The 16,090-nt window shown below is 70.5% G+C and carries 15 protein-coding genes; 11 read left to right on the top strand and 4 right to left on the bottom strand.

Features of this window, described 5'->3' with window-relative positions:
* Window positions 1–133: 133 nt before the first annotated feature.
* Window positions 134–1,336 carry a cyclopropane fatty acyl phospholipid synthase gene (gene cfa / locus ASD35_RS08645; protein WP_056874439.1) on the top strand — a complete coding sequence of 401 codons (1,203 nt, stop codon included), beginning with the start codon at window positions 134–136 and terminating at the stop codon, window positions 1,334–1,336.
* Window positions 1,337–1,356: 20 nt separating this feature from the next.
* Here the strand turns inward: cfa and ASD35_RS08650 are convergent, their stop codons facing one another.
* Window positions 1,357–2,118 (bottom strand): hypothetical protein, encoded by a 762-nt coding sequence (locus tag ASD35_RS08650; protein ID WP_056874440.1) that lies wholly within the window; start codon window positions 2,116–2,118, stop codon window positions 1,357–1,359.
* 98 nt (window positions 2,119–2,216) lie between these two features.
* Here ASD35_RS08650 and ASD35_RS08655 point away from each other — a divergent pair, with 98 nt between their 5' ends.
* Complete coding sequence (locus ASD35_RS08655) at window positions 2,217–2,399, top strand: ribbon-helix-helix protein, CopG family (RefSeq protein ID WP_056874441.1); 183 nt, start codon at window positions 2,217–2,219, stop codon at window positions 2,397–2,399.
* A 30-nt stretch (window positions 2,400–2,429) separates the two neighbouring features.
* Here ASD35_RS08655 and ASD35_RS08660 read toward each other — a convergent pair whose 3' ends face one another.
* Window positions 2,430–2,837 carry a nuclear transport factor 2 family protein gene (locus tag ASD35_RS08660; protein WP_082580002.1) on the bottom strand — a complete coding sequence of 136 codons (408 nt, stop codon included), beginning with the start codon at window positions 2,835–2,837 and terminating at the stop codon, window positions 2,430–2,432.
* A gap of 71 nt (window positions 2,838–2,908) precedes the next feature.
* Between ASD35_RS08660 and ASD35_RS08665 the strand changes: the two genes are divergently transcribed.
* The 3 genes from ASD35_RS08665 (at window position 2,909) to ASD35_RS08675 (ending at window position 5,146) form a co-directional block, all read left to right on the top strand.
* Entirely contained in the window at window positions 2,909–3,982 is a 1,074-nt protein-coding gene (locus ASD35_RS08665) for a substrate-binding domain-containing protein (protein WP_157275434.1), read from the top strand.
* Window positions 3,983–4,320: 338 nt separating this feature from the next.
* Window positions 4,321–4,743 carry a DUF3597 domain-containing protein gene (locus tag ASD35_RS08670; protein WP_056874443.1) on the top strand — a complete coding sequence of 141 codons (423 nt, stop codon included), beginning with the start codon at window positions 4,321–4,323 and terminating at the stop codon, window positions 4,741–4,743.
* A 34-nt stretch (window positions 4,744–4,777) separates the two neighbouring features.
* Entirely contained in the window at window positions 4,778–5,146 is a 369-nt protein-coding gene (locus tag ASD35_RS08675; RefSeq protein WP_056874444.1) for a hypothetical protein, read from the top strand.
* A gap of 52 nt (window positions 5,147–5,198) precedes the next feature.
* On the opposite strand, the gene ASD35_RS08680 is transcribed toward ASD35_RS08675, so the two are convergent.
* Together ASD35_RS08680 and ASD35_RS08685 are read right to left on the bottom strand one after the other, a co-directional pair.
* A complete protein-coding gene (locus ASD35_RS08680) occupies window positions 5,199–9,248 on the bottom strand; it encodes an LAGLIDADG family homing endonuclease (RefSeq protein WP_056874445.1) in 4,050 nt (1,349 codons plus the stop codon).
* A 136-nt stretch (window positions 9,249–9,384) separates the two neighbouring features.
* Window positions 9,385–9,954 carry a DUF1134 domain-containing protein gene (locus ASD35_RS08685; RefSeq protein WP_056874446.1) on the bottom strand — a complete coding sequence of 190 codons (570 nt, stop codon included), beginning with the start codon at window positions 9,952–9,954 and terminating at the stop codon, window positions 9,385–9,387.
* A gap of 99 nt (window positions 9,955–10,053) precedes the next feature.
* Here ASD35_RS08685 and ASD35_RS08690 point away from each other — a divergent pair, with 99 nt between their 5' ends.
* From ASD35_RS08690 to ASD35_RS08715, 6 genes are all read left to right on the top strand, one after another.
* The gene (locus ASD35_RS08690) at window positions 10,054–10,488 is read left to right on the top strand and encodes a hypothetical protein (RefSeq protein ID WP_056874447.1); all 435 of its coding nucleotides are present in this window, start codon (window positions 10,054–10,056) and stop codon (window positions 10,486–10,488) included.
* Window positions 10,489–10,528: 40 nt separating this feature from the next.
* Window positions 10,529–10,912, top strand: coding sequence for a PilZ domain-containing protein (locus ASD35_RS08695; protein WP_056874448.1), 384 nt, complete (start codon window positions 10,529–10,531; stop codon window positions 10,910–10,912).
* A gap of 55 nt (window positions 10,913–10,967) precedes the next feature.
* Window positions 10,968–12,065: a sensor histidine kinase gene (locus ASD35_RS08700; RefSeq protein WP_056874449.1), complete on the top strand. Its 1,098-nt coding sequence runs from the start codon at window positions 10,968–10,970 to the stop codon at window positions 12,063–12,065.
* Window positions 12,062–13,108: a histidine kinase gene (locus ASD35_RS08705; RefSeq protein ID WP_056874450.1), complete on the top strand. Its 1,047-nt coding sequence runs from the start codon at window positions 12,062–12,064 to the stop codon at window positions 13,106–13,108. Before ASD35_RS08700 ends, ASD35_RS08705 begins: the two co-directional genes overlap by 4 nt.
* Complete coding sequence (locus tag ASD35_RS08710; protein WP_056874451.1) at window positions 13,105–13,881, top strand: LytTR family DNA-binding domain-containing protein; 777 nt, start codon at window positions 13,105–13,107, stop codon at window positions 13,879–13,881. Before ASD35_RS08705 ends, ASD35_RS08710 begins: the two co-directional genes overlap by 4 nt.
* A gap of 79 nt (window positions 13,882–13,960) precedes the next feature.
* Window positions 13,961–16,084, top strand: a complete 2,124-nt coding sequence (locus ASD35_RS08715) for a GGDEF domain-containing protein (RefSeq protein WP_056874452.1) — start codon at window positions 13,961–13,963, stop codon at window positions 16,082–16,084.
* Window positions 16,085–16,090 lie beyond the last annotated feature (6 nt).

The raw sequence follows: 16,090 nt of genomic DNA on the forward strand, positions 1-16,090 counted from the left end.
CAGGGATCCTCCAATACCCCTGCGGACGGCATTGAAATTTGGGGCTGCGTCGACGCGGCCGCGACGGCAAACTTGACGCGCCACGCCCGGCTCACGAAGCCCGGGCGGGTGTCGTTGGAAGGAGCTGTCTCGCATGCATTCGGAGCAAGCCACCCTGTACCGGCCACAAGGCCCCCAGCACCGGCCGGCAGCCGCCCCGCCGCCGGTACTGCGCGAGCTGCTGGCGCGCGCCGACGTGCAGATCAACGGCACGCGGCCCTGGGACATGCGCGTCAACGACGCCCGCGCCTTCCGTCGCATCCTGACGCAGTGGTCGCTCGGCGCGGGTGAATCCTATGTGGATGGCGACTGGGACTGCGAGCGGCTGGACATGATGTTCGAGCGCCTGCTGCGCGCCGAGCTCGACCGCACCGCCCCGGGTACCGCCAAGCTGCGCCTGCTGCTGGAGGGCCTGCGCCAGCGCCTGTTCAACCTGCAGAGCGTGGAACGCGCCCATCAGGTCGGCGAGCGGCACTACGACGTCGGCAACGACGTGTTCGAGGCCATGCTGGACTCCCGCATGATCTATTCCTGCGCCTACTGGGAACACGCGCAGGCCCTGGAGCAGGCCCAGGTCGACAAGCTGGAGATGATCTGCCGCAAGCTGGAGCTGAAGCCCGGCGAGACACTGCTGGACATCGGCTGCGGCTGGGGCGGCCTGGCGCGCTTCGCGGCCGAGCGGCATGGTGTGCACGTGACGGGCATCACCATCAGCAAGGAGCAGCTGGCCATTGCCGAGCAACGCTGCGCCGGCCTGCCGGTGACGCTGCGGCTGCAGGACTACCGCTCGCTGCAGGGCCGCTTCGACAAGATCGTCTCGGTCGGCATGTTCGAGCATGTCGGCCTGAAGAACTACGGCGTCTACTTCGACACAGCGCGCCGCCTGCTCGCGCCGGACGGGCTCTTCCTGCTGCACAGCATCGGCGTGGACCGCCGCGCGCCGCACACCGACCCCTGGATCGAGCGCTACATCTTTCCCAACGGCAAGCTGCCCTCGCCCGTCGAGCTGGCCGGGGCGCTGGAGGGCCGCTTCGTCGTCGAGGACTGGCACAACTTCGGCCCGGACTACGACCGCACGCTGATGATCTGGGCCGAACGCTTCGAGGCCGCGTGGCTACGGCTCGCCTCGCACTACGACGAGGGTTTCCGACGCATGTTCCGCTACTACCTGCTCAGCTGCGCGGGCTTCTTCCGCTCGCGCCAGGGGCAGCTCTGGCAGCTGGTGCTGAGCCGGCCGGAGCGGCGCGGCGGCTACCGCTCGTTCAGGCCGTCGGCATCTGCCGAACGGCCGGCGTGACCTGCACAGGGACGAGCTGATCAGCCGCCCTCGCGCTGCAGCCGCAACGCGGCCGCGACCTGGGCGAAGGCGGGCAGCAGGTCGTCCCAGGCGACCCGGTCGAGCGACCGCGGCTTGCGCAGGGCGGCGGACGGCGCGTTCCCGCGCAGCACGCCCCGGCCGGCGAAGGCGATGGTGTTGCTGCAATCCTTGTCACCCACCAGCAGCACTTCGCCGTCGAAGGCGCGCGTCAGCCGGGCGGCATGGCGCTGGAATTCAGGGTGGGCGGTGTGCAGGTTGACGGCGAGCAGGCCGTCCGCCCGCAGCGCGGCACGACAGTCGTCGTAGAAGGCCTGGGAGCACAGCGCGGGCGGCTGCCCTTCGTGGTCGAAGCCGTCCACGAGCAGCACATCCAGCCGGTCGTGCGTGTGGCGCACGAAGTCCGCACCGTCGCCACGCCGCACCCGGAACCGCGTACCGTCGGCCGGCACCTGGAACTGCTCGCGCAGCGCAATGACATGGGGGTTGATCTCGACGACCTCGATCTGGGTCTCGGCCAGATGGCGGTGGCAGAACTTGGCGAGCGAGCCGCCACCCAGCCCGATCATCGCGAGCCGCTCGGGCCGCGGCACGAACAGCAGGAAAGCCATCATCGTGCGGGTGTAGGCCAGGTCCAGGGCGTCGGGGCGCTGGACCTGCATGCGGCTCTGGATCTCGCAGATCGAGAAATGCAGAGCCCGGCTGTTCAGCGTCTCGTAGACGAAGGGCTTGACGAACTGTGACGGGTCGGCGGTGTCGGGCATGGGCGCGGAAAGAGCGACGCCTTCAGACGCCGAGGTCACGGTCTTTATGTGAATCTTATTTGCCTGGCATTATCATGCAGTGAACATAAGGAGCCGGCATGGAGCAAAAGACTGCCCGCCTGACGGTCTTGATCGACCCGGACAAGAAAAAGGCTTTCGAGGCCCTGTGCGCACAGCAGGACGTGACGCCCTCCCAGGTGGTGCGGCGGCTGATCCGCGACTACCTGGCCGCGCACGGCGTGGGCTACGCGAGCGGGCCGGAGACGGCCACACCCCGCTGAGCGCCCTCTGATCGATCGGACGCCGGCGCGTCAGCCCGGCGGCGCGGTGTCGCCGCGGCCCAGGTAGGCCCGGATGGCCGTGATGCGGCCCTGGGCGTCCAGCTCGAACACATCCACGACGTGGAGGGTGTCGCGGCCGTCGATGACGATGCGCAGTTCGGCCGCCACGCCACCGTCGCGCTCGTACGCGGCCAGCACGTCGATCGCCAGGCTGCCGACGGCCGCAAAGTTCTTGCGCGTTTCGGCCAGCGCCGCGGCCTTGCCGACGACGCGGAGCTTCCAGTCACGCAGCGTGACCGTATCGGCAAGCAGGGACTCAATGGCGGCAAGGTCGCGCGCGGCGTAGGCGCTCAGGTAGGCGCGCACGCGGTCGAGCGGACGCAGGTCGTGCGACGATGGCCGTGCGGGCGCGGGCTGGCATGGAGAGGTCGGGGCCATGTGCGGCCATGCTATCCGCGCGCTGACCGCAGACACGGGCGCCGCGAGCCCTGGCAAGTTAGGCTGCACACATGATCACCACCTGCTCGCAACCGAAAGGGGCGCCGCTGTCGCGATGGCTGCGCCGTTCGGTGCTGGCGCTGCTTGCCGCCGTCCTCGCCACTGCCGCAGCGGCGCAGGGCGAGGTGGCCGCCGCGGCCTCCAAGCGCGTCGTCTTCCTGGCGCAGGACTTCCGCAACGGCGGCATCACGGCCGTCTATCGCGGCTTCGAGCAGGCCTGCCAGGAACTCGGCTGGACCTTGAACATCGTCAACGGCAATGGCGACCGCGCGACGATACGGCGGCGCTTCGATGAAGCCCTGCTCGCCGGCGTGGACGGCATCGTGCTGGGCGGCTTCGACGAAGCCGACATCGCCGACCGGCTCGCCGCGTCCACGCGGCCCGCGCCGGTGCTGGTCGGTTGGCATGCCTCGTCCCACAGCGGGCCGGCATCCAGCCTGTTCGCCAACGTCAGCACCGATCCCGCCGTCGTTGCGGACATGGCCGCCGCGCTGGTGACGCCGGCCGGCGGCGCGCGCGCCGGTGTCGTCATCTTCAACGACGGCCGCTTCGACATCGCCAACACCAAGACGCTGCGCATGCGCGAAGCCTTGTCGCGCTGCGCGCGCTGCGAGCTGCTGGCCATAGAAGACGTCCCGATCTCGAATGCCGCGAAAGAGATGCCTGCGGCGCTGGAGCGGCTGCACCGGCGTTTCGGCGTGCGCTGGACGCATGTGCTGGCGATCAACGATGTCTACATGGACTCGATGCACTTCCCGCTGCTGTCCCTGGGGCGCCGCGACATCGTCGGCATCGCCGCCGGCGACGGCTCGCGCACGGCGCTGAGCCGCATACGCTCCGGTCGCTCACAGCAGCTCGCGACCATCGCCGAGCCGACCGGCTTGCAGGGCTGGCAACTGGCCGACGAACTGAGGCGGGCCTTCGCCAAGCAGTCGCCCAGTGGCCGCGTGGCCCGCCCGATTGCCGTCACCACCCAGTTGCTGCGCCAGCTGGGATCGCAGGAGATCGACGACGCGCTGCCCTACCGGGCCGAGTACCGGCGGCAGTGGTCCGGCACCGCGGCGGGCAGCGCACCGGGCAGGTAGTCCGACCGTTGCCGTCATGGCGGCCGACCGCCCGGCCGGCAGATGCTGGCCCGCTGGTGCGTAAGCGGCACGGCGTCCTACAGCCAGCGCGCCGTCGCGGGGGCATCGTCCGGGGGATGCAGTGGTTTTGCAGTCGGAGCCCCCATGAGAACCCCCTTCAGATTTGCAGTGCCGAACTGGTTTCGTGCCGAGGCTGGCGCCGAAGAGGGCACCGGCCGCGCCGCACCCCTGCCACGCTGGCGCGCCGTCCTCCGCCGCGCGCTGGCGCGCCACGCGCCCCGGGTGGAACCGGCCGCTCCGGCTCCACGCTCGCATCATCCCTTCCAACAGGAGACGAAATGAGCTTCTTCAGCAAGATCCTCGACAGGCTGGGCCTTGGGACGCAGGCAAAGGGGGCGGCGCCCGCGCCGTCAACGGCAAGCGCTGCGGCCACGACCCCCGCAACGCCCGCGCCCGCCTCAGCACCTGCGACCGCGGCGCCAGCGGTCCAGCCCATTGCCATCGTCGACGTCGTCGAGCAACTCGAACAGCGCGCGGCGGCCAACCCCCAGAAGCTCAACTGGCGCACATCCATCGTCGACCTTCTCAAGCTGCTCGACCTGGACTCCAGCCTGGCCGCCCGCAAGGAACTCGCCACCGAGCTGCATTGCCCGCCGGAGCTGATGGGTGACTCGGCGCAGATGAACATCTGGCTGCACAAGCGGGTGCTGGCCGAGATCGCGGTGAACGGTGGCAAGGTGCCGCCGGAGCTGACGGTCTGATCGACGCGAGCAGGGCCCGACCGGACCGGCGCGCATGGACTTCTGGATCTCCACGCCGTATTCGCAGGAGCCCCGGCTCATCCTGGTCCGTTGGCGGGCCTGGGAAGTGCAGGTGCCGAACTACGACGCCCCGACCTGGCACCTGGCGGGCTACCTGGCCGCGGAACACTGCGCGAAGGTGTCGTCCGCCGTCGCCTTCGTGCACCCCGACACCGAGGAAGTGACCACCAAGACCGGGCGCACCTACGCGCTCAGCGGGCCACCCGGCGTCGATGCGGACGTGGCGGCGCTGTGGCAGGCGTGGCAGGGGCAGCACCAGGTCGTGGTGCTGCGGGAAGTGACAAGCGACGTGCTGGACGGGCGCCAGCCCGTCGCGGTGAACTTGATCCGGGCGCCCTCTTAGGCAGCGGCGGAGGAACCCGCACCGCTGCCGACCCGGTTTCAGCGAGCCCGGGTCACCCGCATTGCCCCACGTACCCGCACGCCGTGCAGAAGTCGCAGCCATCCTTGTGGATCATGGTGGCGTTGCCGCACTCCGGGCAGGGCTTGCCGGCCTGGACCTGCAGCGTGCCTGCCGCCGCGGCGAGCTTGGGCGCCGGCGTCTGCAGCAGGCCCATGTCGGTCAGCGGCTGGCCGGCTTCGTCGAGGATGCCCAGCATCGCATAGCGGTGGATGATGAGGCGCGCCACATAGGCCACAGTCGACGGCCAGACCTGCTGGCGGCGTTCGCCGTTCAGCGACGGCACCGGCGCCATGAAGTGGCCCAGCGGCTCGCCGACGTTGAGCAGCTTGCGCAGCTTCATCGCGATCCAGCCGGGGTCCATCACGCGCATGTCCAGCGACAGCAGGCGTGCCAGGCCGTCCAGCGCCTTGGGGTAGTTGCCCGAGAAGCCCATCGCGCAAGGGCGCATGACCGTGCCGCCGTCGGGGGTGGGCAGCAACACCTCCTTCAGCGTCAGCGTGAACTGCTCGTTGGTGGCTGGGTTGTCCACGTCGACCGCCCAGGCCAGCGTGCCGGAGATGCCGGTGCGCGGCTCGTTGCGGCTGAACATCGCGTCGACCACCGGCGTGGGGCCGCCTTCGGCCAGCGCGCCGAGCTGCTCGCAGCGCCAGCGGATGACGGCGGCCGTGGCGGCGACTACGCCCGGGAAGAGGCGCTGCTCGCCGCTGGGCGGCATGGGCATCTCGAAGGCGCGCTCCTCGGCGACAGTCGCGAGCGCGTCGAGCTTCAGGCGCAGCCAGGCGGCGTCGTTGGTGCGCAGGTCGGTCGACAGCGTCTTGGCCAGCGCCGCCAGGCCGCGCGGCTGCTCGGCGCCGTTGACCCACACCTCGAAGGGCAGGTTGCGGCCGAACAGCCCGCCGTCGGGGCCGTCCAGCGGCAGCTCGCCGATGAAGAGGGCGAAGTCGCCATGCGGGTGCTGGATGAGGTAGCTCCAGGCCGGGTTGCCGCCGGGCATCTCGGGACGGCTGGGCCAGCGCAGCGACGCGACCACGGCCTGCGGCAGGCGCTCGACGCGCAGGCGCTGGTTGGCGCCGCCGAGTTCGGCGCCTGAATCTGGACGAAGCGGTTCGGGCTGCTTGACCTCCGGCGTCACGCTCAGCACCGAGCCCAGCACGCTGTTGGGCCGGTAGGTGGCCAGGCCCTTCAGCTTGGTCTGCCAGGCCTGCATGTACAAGTCCTGGAAGTTCTCGTACGGGTAGTCGGCCGGTACGTTGACCGTCTTGCTGATGGACGTGTCGATGTAGGGCGCGACCGCGGCGACCATGGACGCATGGTCGGCCGCGCTCAGCTCCAGCGCGGTGACGAAGGCGTCGCTCAGCGGCGCATCGGCGCCAAACAGATGTCTATACAGGCGCCAGGCATGGTCCTCGACCGCGTACTCCTTGAAGCCGCCGCCCTCGGCCTGGCCCAGGCGCTTCTTGCGCGTGTAGGTCCAGGAGAAGGCCGGCTCGATACCGTTTGACGCGTTGTCGGCGAAGGCCAGGCTGATGGTGCCGGTGGGCGCGATGGACAGCAGGTGCGAGTTGCGCAGGCCTTGCGAACGGATCTTGTCTTTCAGCGCCTGCGGCAGGCGCGACGCGAAGCTGCCGCCGGAGAGGTACAGGTCGGCATTGAAGAGCGGGAAGCTGCCGCGCTCGGCGGCGATGTCGCTGGACGCCGAGTAGGCCGCGTCGCGCATCAGCTCGCTGATGCGGCTGGCCATGTCGCGCGCGGCCTGCGTGTCGTAACGCAGGTTGAGCATGACGAGGGCGTCGCCCAGGCCCGTGAAGCCGAGGCCCACGCGGCGCTTGTTGGCGGCCTCCTGAGCCTGGGCCGGCAACGGCCACGGGGTCACGTCCAGCACGTTGTCCAGCATGCGCGTGGCGACGGCCACGACCTCGGCAAAGCCGGCCTCGTCGAACGCCGGCTTGGCGCTGAACGGATCGCGCACGAAGCGCGTCAGGTCGATGGAGCCGAGGCAGCAGCAGCCGTAGGGCGGCAGTGGTTGCTCGGCGCAGTTGTGGACATAGAGCCCGTTGGCATCGAACGCATGGACATGTTCGACGGTGACGTCGTAGACCGCCTCGACGCCTTCGGGCTCGACGGCTTCGACCGTGGCCGTGAAGCGCTCCCGGTTCAACTCGCGCCGGTAGGCCCCCAGCAACTCCTCGAGGCGCGCCTGCTTGGCACTGTCCTCAAAGCCAACCTGTTCGGCGTAGCGGCGCAGGTTGTCGCCGCTGATGACCAGCTCATGCAACGCACGCCGTTCGTAGTCGCGCTCGCCGCCGCGGCCGTCGGGCATGCGCTGCGGTCCGGCGGGATGCCGGTCACGGTAGATCGCCGATGCGACACCCAACCGCGCCAGCATGCGCTGCACCGCCTGCAACTGGCCGAAATCAGCCTGGGTCAGGCGCACGCTGACGCCCTTGTCTTGCGCACCCTGGACGGAGCCGTCCGCGTCGAACAGCCCGCGCAGCAGGCCGCGATGGAATTCGGCCGACGTGGACTCCATCGAGGGGGTGATGCGCTTGTTGCCCGGCACCGCCCCAAGCGCGCCCGCCAGATCACGCAGGCCAGCGGACGCAAGCCGGAACTCACCACGGCCAGCGACCGGCCGCTGCCAGCCCTGGAAGTCCGCGCGGCTGACGATGGCCTCCCGCATCGCCGTCTCGGCCGCCTGCATGACGCTGTCGACACTGGCGGGCGGGTGACCCACATCGCTGCCCACCACCTTCAGCTCGGGCGCCCAGACGGACAGCACCGCCTTGTCAGCCTTCAGCGTGCCGTCGCCGATCAGCAGGCCCAGCAGATAGCCTTCCGCCTCGCTGCGCGGGCCTTCCCAGCCTTGCAACGCGCGATGGTCGTGCAGCATCAGCTCGTCGCCCGGCTTCACCTCTGCAGCTGGCGTCCATTCGGCCTCGACGAGATAGCGCGTCTTGCGCGTCACGCGACGCACGGGATGGTCACCGGTCAGCCGCAGCGCATGCCCCTCGCGAGTGGTCAGCCTCAGGACCGGCTTCACGCCGGTCGCGAAGAAGCCTTGCGACTCGGTCGCATAGGCCTTGCCATCGACGATGGCGTGGAAGGGCTTGCCGATCAGCTCGCGCACCTGGCGCGGGCCTTCGCTGGTCATCGTCCAGGTGTCGGCCGTCACGCACGGGTTGGTCGCCGCGATCGTTTCGCAGTAATGCAGGTTGTTGTCGGCATTGATGCGGTCCAGGAACAGCACGCCCGGCTCGGCGTGGTCGTAGGTGGAGCGCATGACCTGATCCCACAGCGCACGCGCCTTGACCTTGCGGTAGACCCACTGCCCGTCGCCGCGCTGGTAGGCGCCGGCCTCGATCTGCTCGGCGCTGGGCCGCGCCTTGTGCGCCAGTTCCACCGTGCCGTCGGCCTGCACCGCCTCCATGAAGGCGTCGGTCACGCCGATGGAGATGTTGAAGTTGCGCAGGTCGCCCTGGTCCTTGGCGTGGATGAAGGCCTCGATGTCCGGGTGGTCGCAGCGCAGCACGCCCATCTGCGCGCCGCGGCGGCTGCCGGCGCTCTCGACCGTCTCGCACGACCGGTCGAACACGCGCATGTAGCTGATGGGGCCGGAGGCATGGCTGCGCGTGGAGCCCACCCAGGCGCCGGCCGGGCGGATGCGGCTGAAGTCGTAGCCCACGCCGCCACCGCGGCGCATGGTCTCGGCGGCTTCGGTCAGCGCGGTGTAGATGCCGGGCACGCCGTCCTCGGCCGTGGCGATGGAGTCGCCCACCGGCTGCACGAAGCAGTTGATGAGGGTGGCCGACAGCTCGGTGCCGGCGGCGGACATGATGCGGCCGGCGGGCACGAAGCCGCGCTTCTGCGCATCCAGGAAGGCGGCCGCCCAGCCGGCGCGGTCGGCGGGTTTCTCGGCCTGGGCGAGCGCGCGCGCGACGCGTTCGCGCAGCTCGTCGGGCGTCTGTTCGCCGCCCTTGGCGTATTTCTCGATGAGGACTTCGCTGGAGATGTCCTGTACGGGGAGGTCGGTGGTGGTGCTCACGGCGGTCTCGAATACTGGATAAAAATACAGTCTACGCCTGTGGCGCCAGGCGGCTGCTCGCAAAGGCTGCGAGGTTGCCAGCCACGCCGGCATGCCGCCTTGACGGCACGCAGGCTTTGGCGACTCAGGCGAGCGCTCAGAACGGGTTGATGCTCTTCTCGCGGCGGTAGTGGATGTAGCCGACACTCGCGCCCGCGCGCAGCCCGACGCCCAGGCGGATGGGCGCCAGCGTGATGCCGTTCAACCGCTGGTAGTTGATGCCGGCGCCACCGATGTAGTACAGGCTGCCGTCCACGCCGGGGAAGCGCTGGTAGATGTCCGCAGGCTTGGGCAGCTTGTAGACCAGCGTGAAGACCTTGGACGCGTTGGCGCCCAGGTCGAAACCGATGGACGGGCCGGCCCAGTAGACCTTGGCGCCGCCGCCGCCCTTCATCAGCAGCTCGCCGTCGCCATAGCGCAGGCCGACCGTGATGGCCGCCGAGGCCTCCTCGCCCTTGATGTAGGCGTTGGGCCGGCCCTGTTCCTTGAAAGCCTTCTCGATCACCTTGGCCAGGCCTTCCGTGGTCTGGCCGAAGAAGTCGGTGGCGGCCTTGAGGATGGAATCCTCGTCATAGGTGCCGTCCTTGTCCTCGGCCGCCAGGGCCGGCAGGGCAGAGGCGGCGGCGAGCGCGGCGAGGTGTTGCAGATGCTGGCGGCGGTCGATCATCGGCGGCTCCTGGGGCTTTCCTGGATCGGGCCAGCATAAACAAAGCAGCGTGAAGTTTGGCCGCCCGTTGCCCCTTCACACAACCTAGACTCGGCGCCCATGTCGTCCAACCCCGACCTGCAACGGCTGTCGGCCGCCCTCGAATACGTCGACCTCGCCGCCGGGCTCTACCTCGCGGGCGGGGCCGACCAGGCTGCGCGGCTGCTGGCCGCGGCCGCGGAGCAGCAGCTGGGCGACCTCGTGCGCCTGATCGACGCGCCCAGCGCGACCGTGGACACGCGCGAGCTGCTGGCCCGCATCGCCCGGGCGCACCGGCCGGCCGTCGTCGCGCCGCGCGAGGTCCCCACGCGCGACTGGGACGGCGAGCCGGTGCTGGCCGACGCCACGCGCGACGAGATCGTCGCCTTCCTGCGCGCCGCCTGGTTCATGCTCGAAGCCATGGGCCTGGCCGCGCTGGCGCCCGAGCGGCTGCAACAGGCGGTGGACAACAGCACGGTGTTCGGCAGCGCTGGCGCGCTGGAGCCATTCGTCTAGGATCGCCAGACCCGACCTCGGTCGGCACCGGGAGAGCATCATCAGCACCGAACGCCGCCAATTCGCCCGCGTCGCCTTCGCCGCCGGCGCCGAGCTGGTCACGACGCAGGCGCTGCTGCGCTGCCAAGTCATCGACATCTCGCTCAAGGGCGTGCTGCTGCAACTGCCGGCGGGCGCGGCGCCGCAGGCCGGCATGCCCTGCCTCGTCAAGCTGCCGCTGGGCGAAGACAGCAGCGGCGATCTCGTCATCGCCATGGCCGGCGAGCTGGCGCATGTCGAAGACGGCCGCGCCGGCGTGCTCTGCCGCAGCATCGACATCGAGTCCATCACCCACCTGCGCCGCCTCATCGAGGTCAACCTCGGCGACCCGGCGGCTTCCGAGCGGGAACTCAAGGCGCTGATTGCCGGGGCCAAGCTCGGCTGACCTCGTTTCGTCGCATGCCGGCCGCGCGGCAGGCCGCCGCCCGAAAATGGCGCAGATGGAGGACCTGACGCCGCTGCAAGCCTTTCGCCGCATCTGCAACCTGCGCATGCTGGCGGGCGTCTACTACTTCTGCCTGCTGCACGCCATCTCGCGCTCGCTGACCTGGTGGGACGAGAAGGATGGCGGCTTCGCCGCCGGGCTGTTCGACCTGATCCGATTCAGCCGCCAGTCGCTGCTCACCGGCGTGTCGCTGCTGCTGATGGTGGCCGTGGCCGAGGCACTGCTGGCCGGCCGGCGCTGGAAGCTGCCGGCCGCGCTGGCGGTGCAGGCGTTGGCCGTGGGGCTGGGCGCGGCACTGGGCACCTACCTGCGCTATGCCGCCGCCGTGCTGGACGACCCCAGCATGCAGGCCAAGCCCGGCTGGGTGACCTCCACCATCGGCATCTGGACGCTGCTCGGCGGCATGGCCTACGCGTTGCTGCGCGTCAGCCGCGCCCAGCGGGCCGGCAGCGAGCAGCTCACCCGCCTGTTCCGCGAGCGCGAGGCCCTCAAGACCCAGCAGACCGAGGCCCAGCTGTCGGCGCTGAACGCGCAGATCGAGCCGCACTTCCTGTTCAACACGCTGGCCAACGTCAAGCGCCTGTACGAGACCCAGCCCGAGCGCGGTCGCGACATGCTGGTGGCGCTGATCGCCTACCTGCGCGCCGCCCTGCCCGGCATGCGCCGGCACGAGTCCACGCTGGCCGAGGAGCTGGAGCTGGTGCGCCACTACCTGGCCATCCTGCAGATGCGCATGGGCGAGCGGCTGTCCTTCGACATCAGCGCGCCACCCGAGCTGCTGGCCGCCCGACTGCCCACGCTGGTGCTGCCGACGCTGGTGGAGAACGCCATCAAGCACGGCCTGTCGCCGCTGCCCGAGGGCGGGCGCATCGCCATCCGCGCGGCGCATGCGCAGGACGGTGGCCTGAGCATCGAGGTGGCCGACGACGGCCAGGGCTTCGGCGCCGTCAGCGGGGGCGCGGGCGTGGGCCTGGCCAACACGCGGGCGCGGCTGGCCGCGCGCTTCGGAGACGCGGCCACGTTGGTGCTCGAAGCGAACCAGCCGCGCGGCGTCGTCGCCCGCGTCAACCTGCCGGCGGAGGCGCTCACGTGATCCGCCACGTGTTGCACGCCTGGCGCTCGGTGCGGCCTGCCGAGGTGCTGGCCTTCGTCACGGCGGCCCTGCTGTTCGGCGCCATCGACCTGGCCTCGCTGCTGGAGCTGCGCGTCGGCGACCAGCTGCCCCAGGTGCTGGCCCGGCACCTGCTGGTGCCGCTCGTCAGCTGCATCGTGCTGCTGCTGTGCTGGCTGCCGGCGGCGCGCAGCAGCCCCATCCATCCGGCGCGCCGCCAGCGCCTCGTCGCCGCGACGCTGATCGGCTCCGTGCTGACCATCGCGGTCGTCTACCCGCTCGCCGCCGCGCTGCCCTGGCCATCGCTGTGCGACATCTATGCGGCCACGCATGGCAAGCCCAAATGCATGAACTTCCGGCTCAGCGCCGTCATCGGCGACACGCTGTGGGTCTTCATGCCGGCACTGATGATCGTCGGCGTGCTGGAGTTCCGCGCGGTGCGCCGCCGCCAGGACCAGGCCGCCCAGGACCTGCTGCGTGAGCACAGCCAGCTGCGCCGCCATGCGCTGGGTTCGCGCCTGGCCGCCCTGCAGGCGCAGGTCGACCCGGCGCTGCTGTTCGACGCCCTCGTCGCCGTCGAGCAGGCTTATGGCCGCCAGGACGCGACCGCCAGCGCCCGGCTGGAGCGGCTGATCCGCCACCTGCGCGTGGCGCTGCCGCGGCTGCGCGATGCCGGTGCGACGCTGGGCGGCGAGGCCGAGCTGATCGCCAGCTACCTGGACCTGCTGCGCGACCTCAACGGCACGCCGCCCGCCTTCGACTGCGAGCTCGGCTCGCACGGCGCCACGCAGCTCCCGCCCATGCTGCTGCTGCCGCTGGTGCAGCGCGCGCTGCGCCTGGGCCACCCGCAACATTGCTGGCTGAAGGTGGGCGGCGGCATCACGCTGGGCTTCGACCAGGAAGGCCTGTGCAGCGACGACGCCGACCTCGCGTCGCTGCGCGAGCGCCTGGCCGTGCTGGGCGCGAAACTCGTCTGCAGCAGCGGCGCGGGCCGCACCGAATTCATCCTGGACATTCCCTCATGAGCCTGTTTTCCCCGACCGCCGTGGTGGCGGAGGACGAGGCCGCGTTGCGCGGCGAACTGGTCGAGCAACTCGGCAAGCTCTGGCCGGAGCTGAGCATCGTCGGCGAGGCGGCCGACGGCCTGCAGGCGCTGCGCCTGCTGGACCAGCACCAGCCCGACATCCTGTTCCTGGACATCGAGATGCCCGGCGCCACCGGCATCGACGTCGCCCGCCAGGTCAACGGCCGGGCGCATGTCGTCTTCGTCACCGCCTACGACCAGTACGCCATCGCCGCCTTCGACCAGGGCGCGGTGGACTACCTGCTCAAGCCGCTGGCCGGCGCGCGGCTGTTCACGGCGATCTCGCGGCTGAAGTCGCGCCTGGGCCAGGGCCATCCCCCGGCCCAGCTCGGCGGCGTGCTCGACCAGCTCGGCACGCGCCCCGCGGCCGTGCCGTCGGCCGCGCGCGCGCCGCTGCGCTGGATCAATGCCTCGGTCGGCCAGACGCTGCGCCTCATCACCGTCGACGAGGTCATGTTCTTCCAGAGCGACAACAAGTACACGCGGCTGGCGCTGAAGGACGGCGAGGCGCTGATCCGCAAGCCGCTGAAGGAACTCATCGACGAGCTCGACCCGCAGCAGTTCTGGCAGATCCATCGCTCCACGCTGGTGAATGTGAACGCCATCGCCAGCGTCAGCCGCGACTTCCGCGGCCGCATGCAGATCAAGCTCAAGCACGGCAGCGAGATGCTGCTCGTCGCCGAGAGTTGCGCGCACCTGTTCCGGCAGATGTAGCACCGGATCGGTCATGTTTCGCGCGGGGCGGTGGCCTAGACTGGCTGCGCCCCTCCGATCGGGCAGATGATCGGATCTCATGGACAACAAGGACATTCGGCCCCGGCCGGACCGGCATGGGGTCGGGCTGCCGCCGTCGCGACCGCCCGTGCGGTTCGCGCTCGGCTCGATGCTGGTGTGCGTCGCACTCTGGACGACGGCCGCCGTGGGCCAGCCGGCGTCCGCGCCGGACATGGACACCGTCAAGGCCCGCATCGCCGAGGACGATCGCCGGCGACCCGTCGTGGCGATCCAGCTCGCCCAGCAGGCGCTGGCCCACGCATCGCCCACGCCCGACGAGCGCCGCTGGCTGCGCGCGCAGCTGATCCGCGACCTGGTGCGCATGCGCCGCCACGACGAGGCCCTGGCGCAGGCACTGGCGGGCCGCGACGAGGCTCGCGATCCCAAGGGGCAGTTGCACTTCGACGTGCTGGCGTTGACGGCGCTTGCCGACGCACGGCGCAACGAAGAGCTGCTCAAGCGCTACCAGGGCATTGCGGCGCGGCTGCCGCCAGCGGCCGCGGCCACCAAGGACGCCGATGCGCGCATGGACGCGGCCAACGCGTGGCGGCTGGCCGGCACGGCCCTGCTGCGGCTCGGCCAGTTGCCCGAGAGCAACCTCCTGCTCACCCAGGCGCTGCGCGTGTTCGACGAGCGTCCCGACGCGGTCTACGAAACCTCGCAGACGCTGGCCGCCATGGCGCTGCTGAATGCCAAGCTGGGTCACCCTGACCAGGCGCTGGGCGCCGTGCAACGGGCCATCGACGCGTCGGAGGCCGCCAGCGATCGCTCGAGCCTGCCGGGCTACTACTTGCGCAAGGCCTACGTGCTGGGCCTGCTCGGCCGCCCGGATGACCAGCAAGCGGCGCTGCTGAAGGCCAGGACGCTGGCGCAGGAGGAGTTGAGGCCCTACGAGCTGGCCGTTGCGGCAACGAATCTCGCCGACGTCGCATTGCAGAAGAAGGACTACCAGGCCGCGCTGGCCTACACGGACGAGGCCATTCCGCTGGTCGAGCAGTCCGGCGACCAGGAGTCGCTGTGGGTGGCCTGGGTCAACAAGGGCACCGCGCTGAACCGGCTGGGGCGGCCCGGCGGCATCGACTGGATCCGCAAGGCCATCGCGGCCTTCGCAGCGGCGCCGGGCATGGACAGCAACGTGGCCGAGGTGCATGGCCTGCTCGCCGAGGAACTGGCCTTCAACCACGAGCACGAGCGCGCCTACGAGGCCGCGATGCAGTTCAAGCGCCTCACCGACGGCGTGCGCAAGGCCGCGGACCAGAAGCGCATCGCCGAGGCCAACGCCGCCTATGAAGCCGACAAGCGCCAGCGCCAGATCGAGGCGCTGGAGCAGGAGCAGCGCCACCAGCAGCGCTTTCGCTGGATGCTGGCCCTGGCCGCCGTGGCGGGGCTAGCCGCCGCAGCGGTGGCGGTCGTCAGCCGCTACCACGTCAAGAAGGCCTATGGAGCCATGCGCGACATGGCCTTCTCCGACCCGCTCACCGGCCTGCGCAACCGCCGCCACCTCGTGGCCACGATCGCCACCGACCTCGCGCAGGCGCAGCGCCTGCATGCCGGCACGCGCGGCGATGCGGCCCCGACCAACGCCGACCTGGTCTTCATGATGATCGACGTCGACCACTTCAAGGCGGTCAACGACCAACACGGCCATGCCGCCGGCGACGCCGTGCTGAAGCAGTGCGCGGCCGTGCTGCAGCGCCAACTGCGCGGGTCGGACACGCTGGTGCGGTGGGGCGGCGAGGAGTTCCTCGTGCTGGCCCGCCAGACCAACCCGGGCGAGGTGCATGTGCTGGCGGAGCGGCTGCGGGCCAGCATCGCGGCGCATGACTTCGTCCTTGACGACGGCCAGTTGCTGCGCAAGACCTGCTCCATCGGCTACGCCTGCCATCCGCTGGCGCCGGATGCCGACGGCGCTGCGCCGGCCGACTGGAACGACACCGTGGACCTGGCCGACCAATGCCTGTATCTCGCCAAGGCGAATGGCCGCGACCTCTGGGTGGGCATCGCCGAGCGCGACGCGCGGCGCGCCCGCGAACACCCGGGCACCCACGAGCTGCGCGCCGGCCTGGACCTCGGCCTGTGGACGCTGCGCTGGCGGGACGGGCGCAACCTCGCATGGCCAGCGCCGGCGCAACTGCCGCGCTGACCCCTG

Origin of the sequence: Pelomonas sp. Root1444 (assembly GCF_001426885.1) — a bacterium.
Lineage (GTDB): Bacteria > Pseudomonadota > Gammaproteobacteria > Burkholderiales > Burkholderiaceae_C > Pelomonas.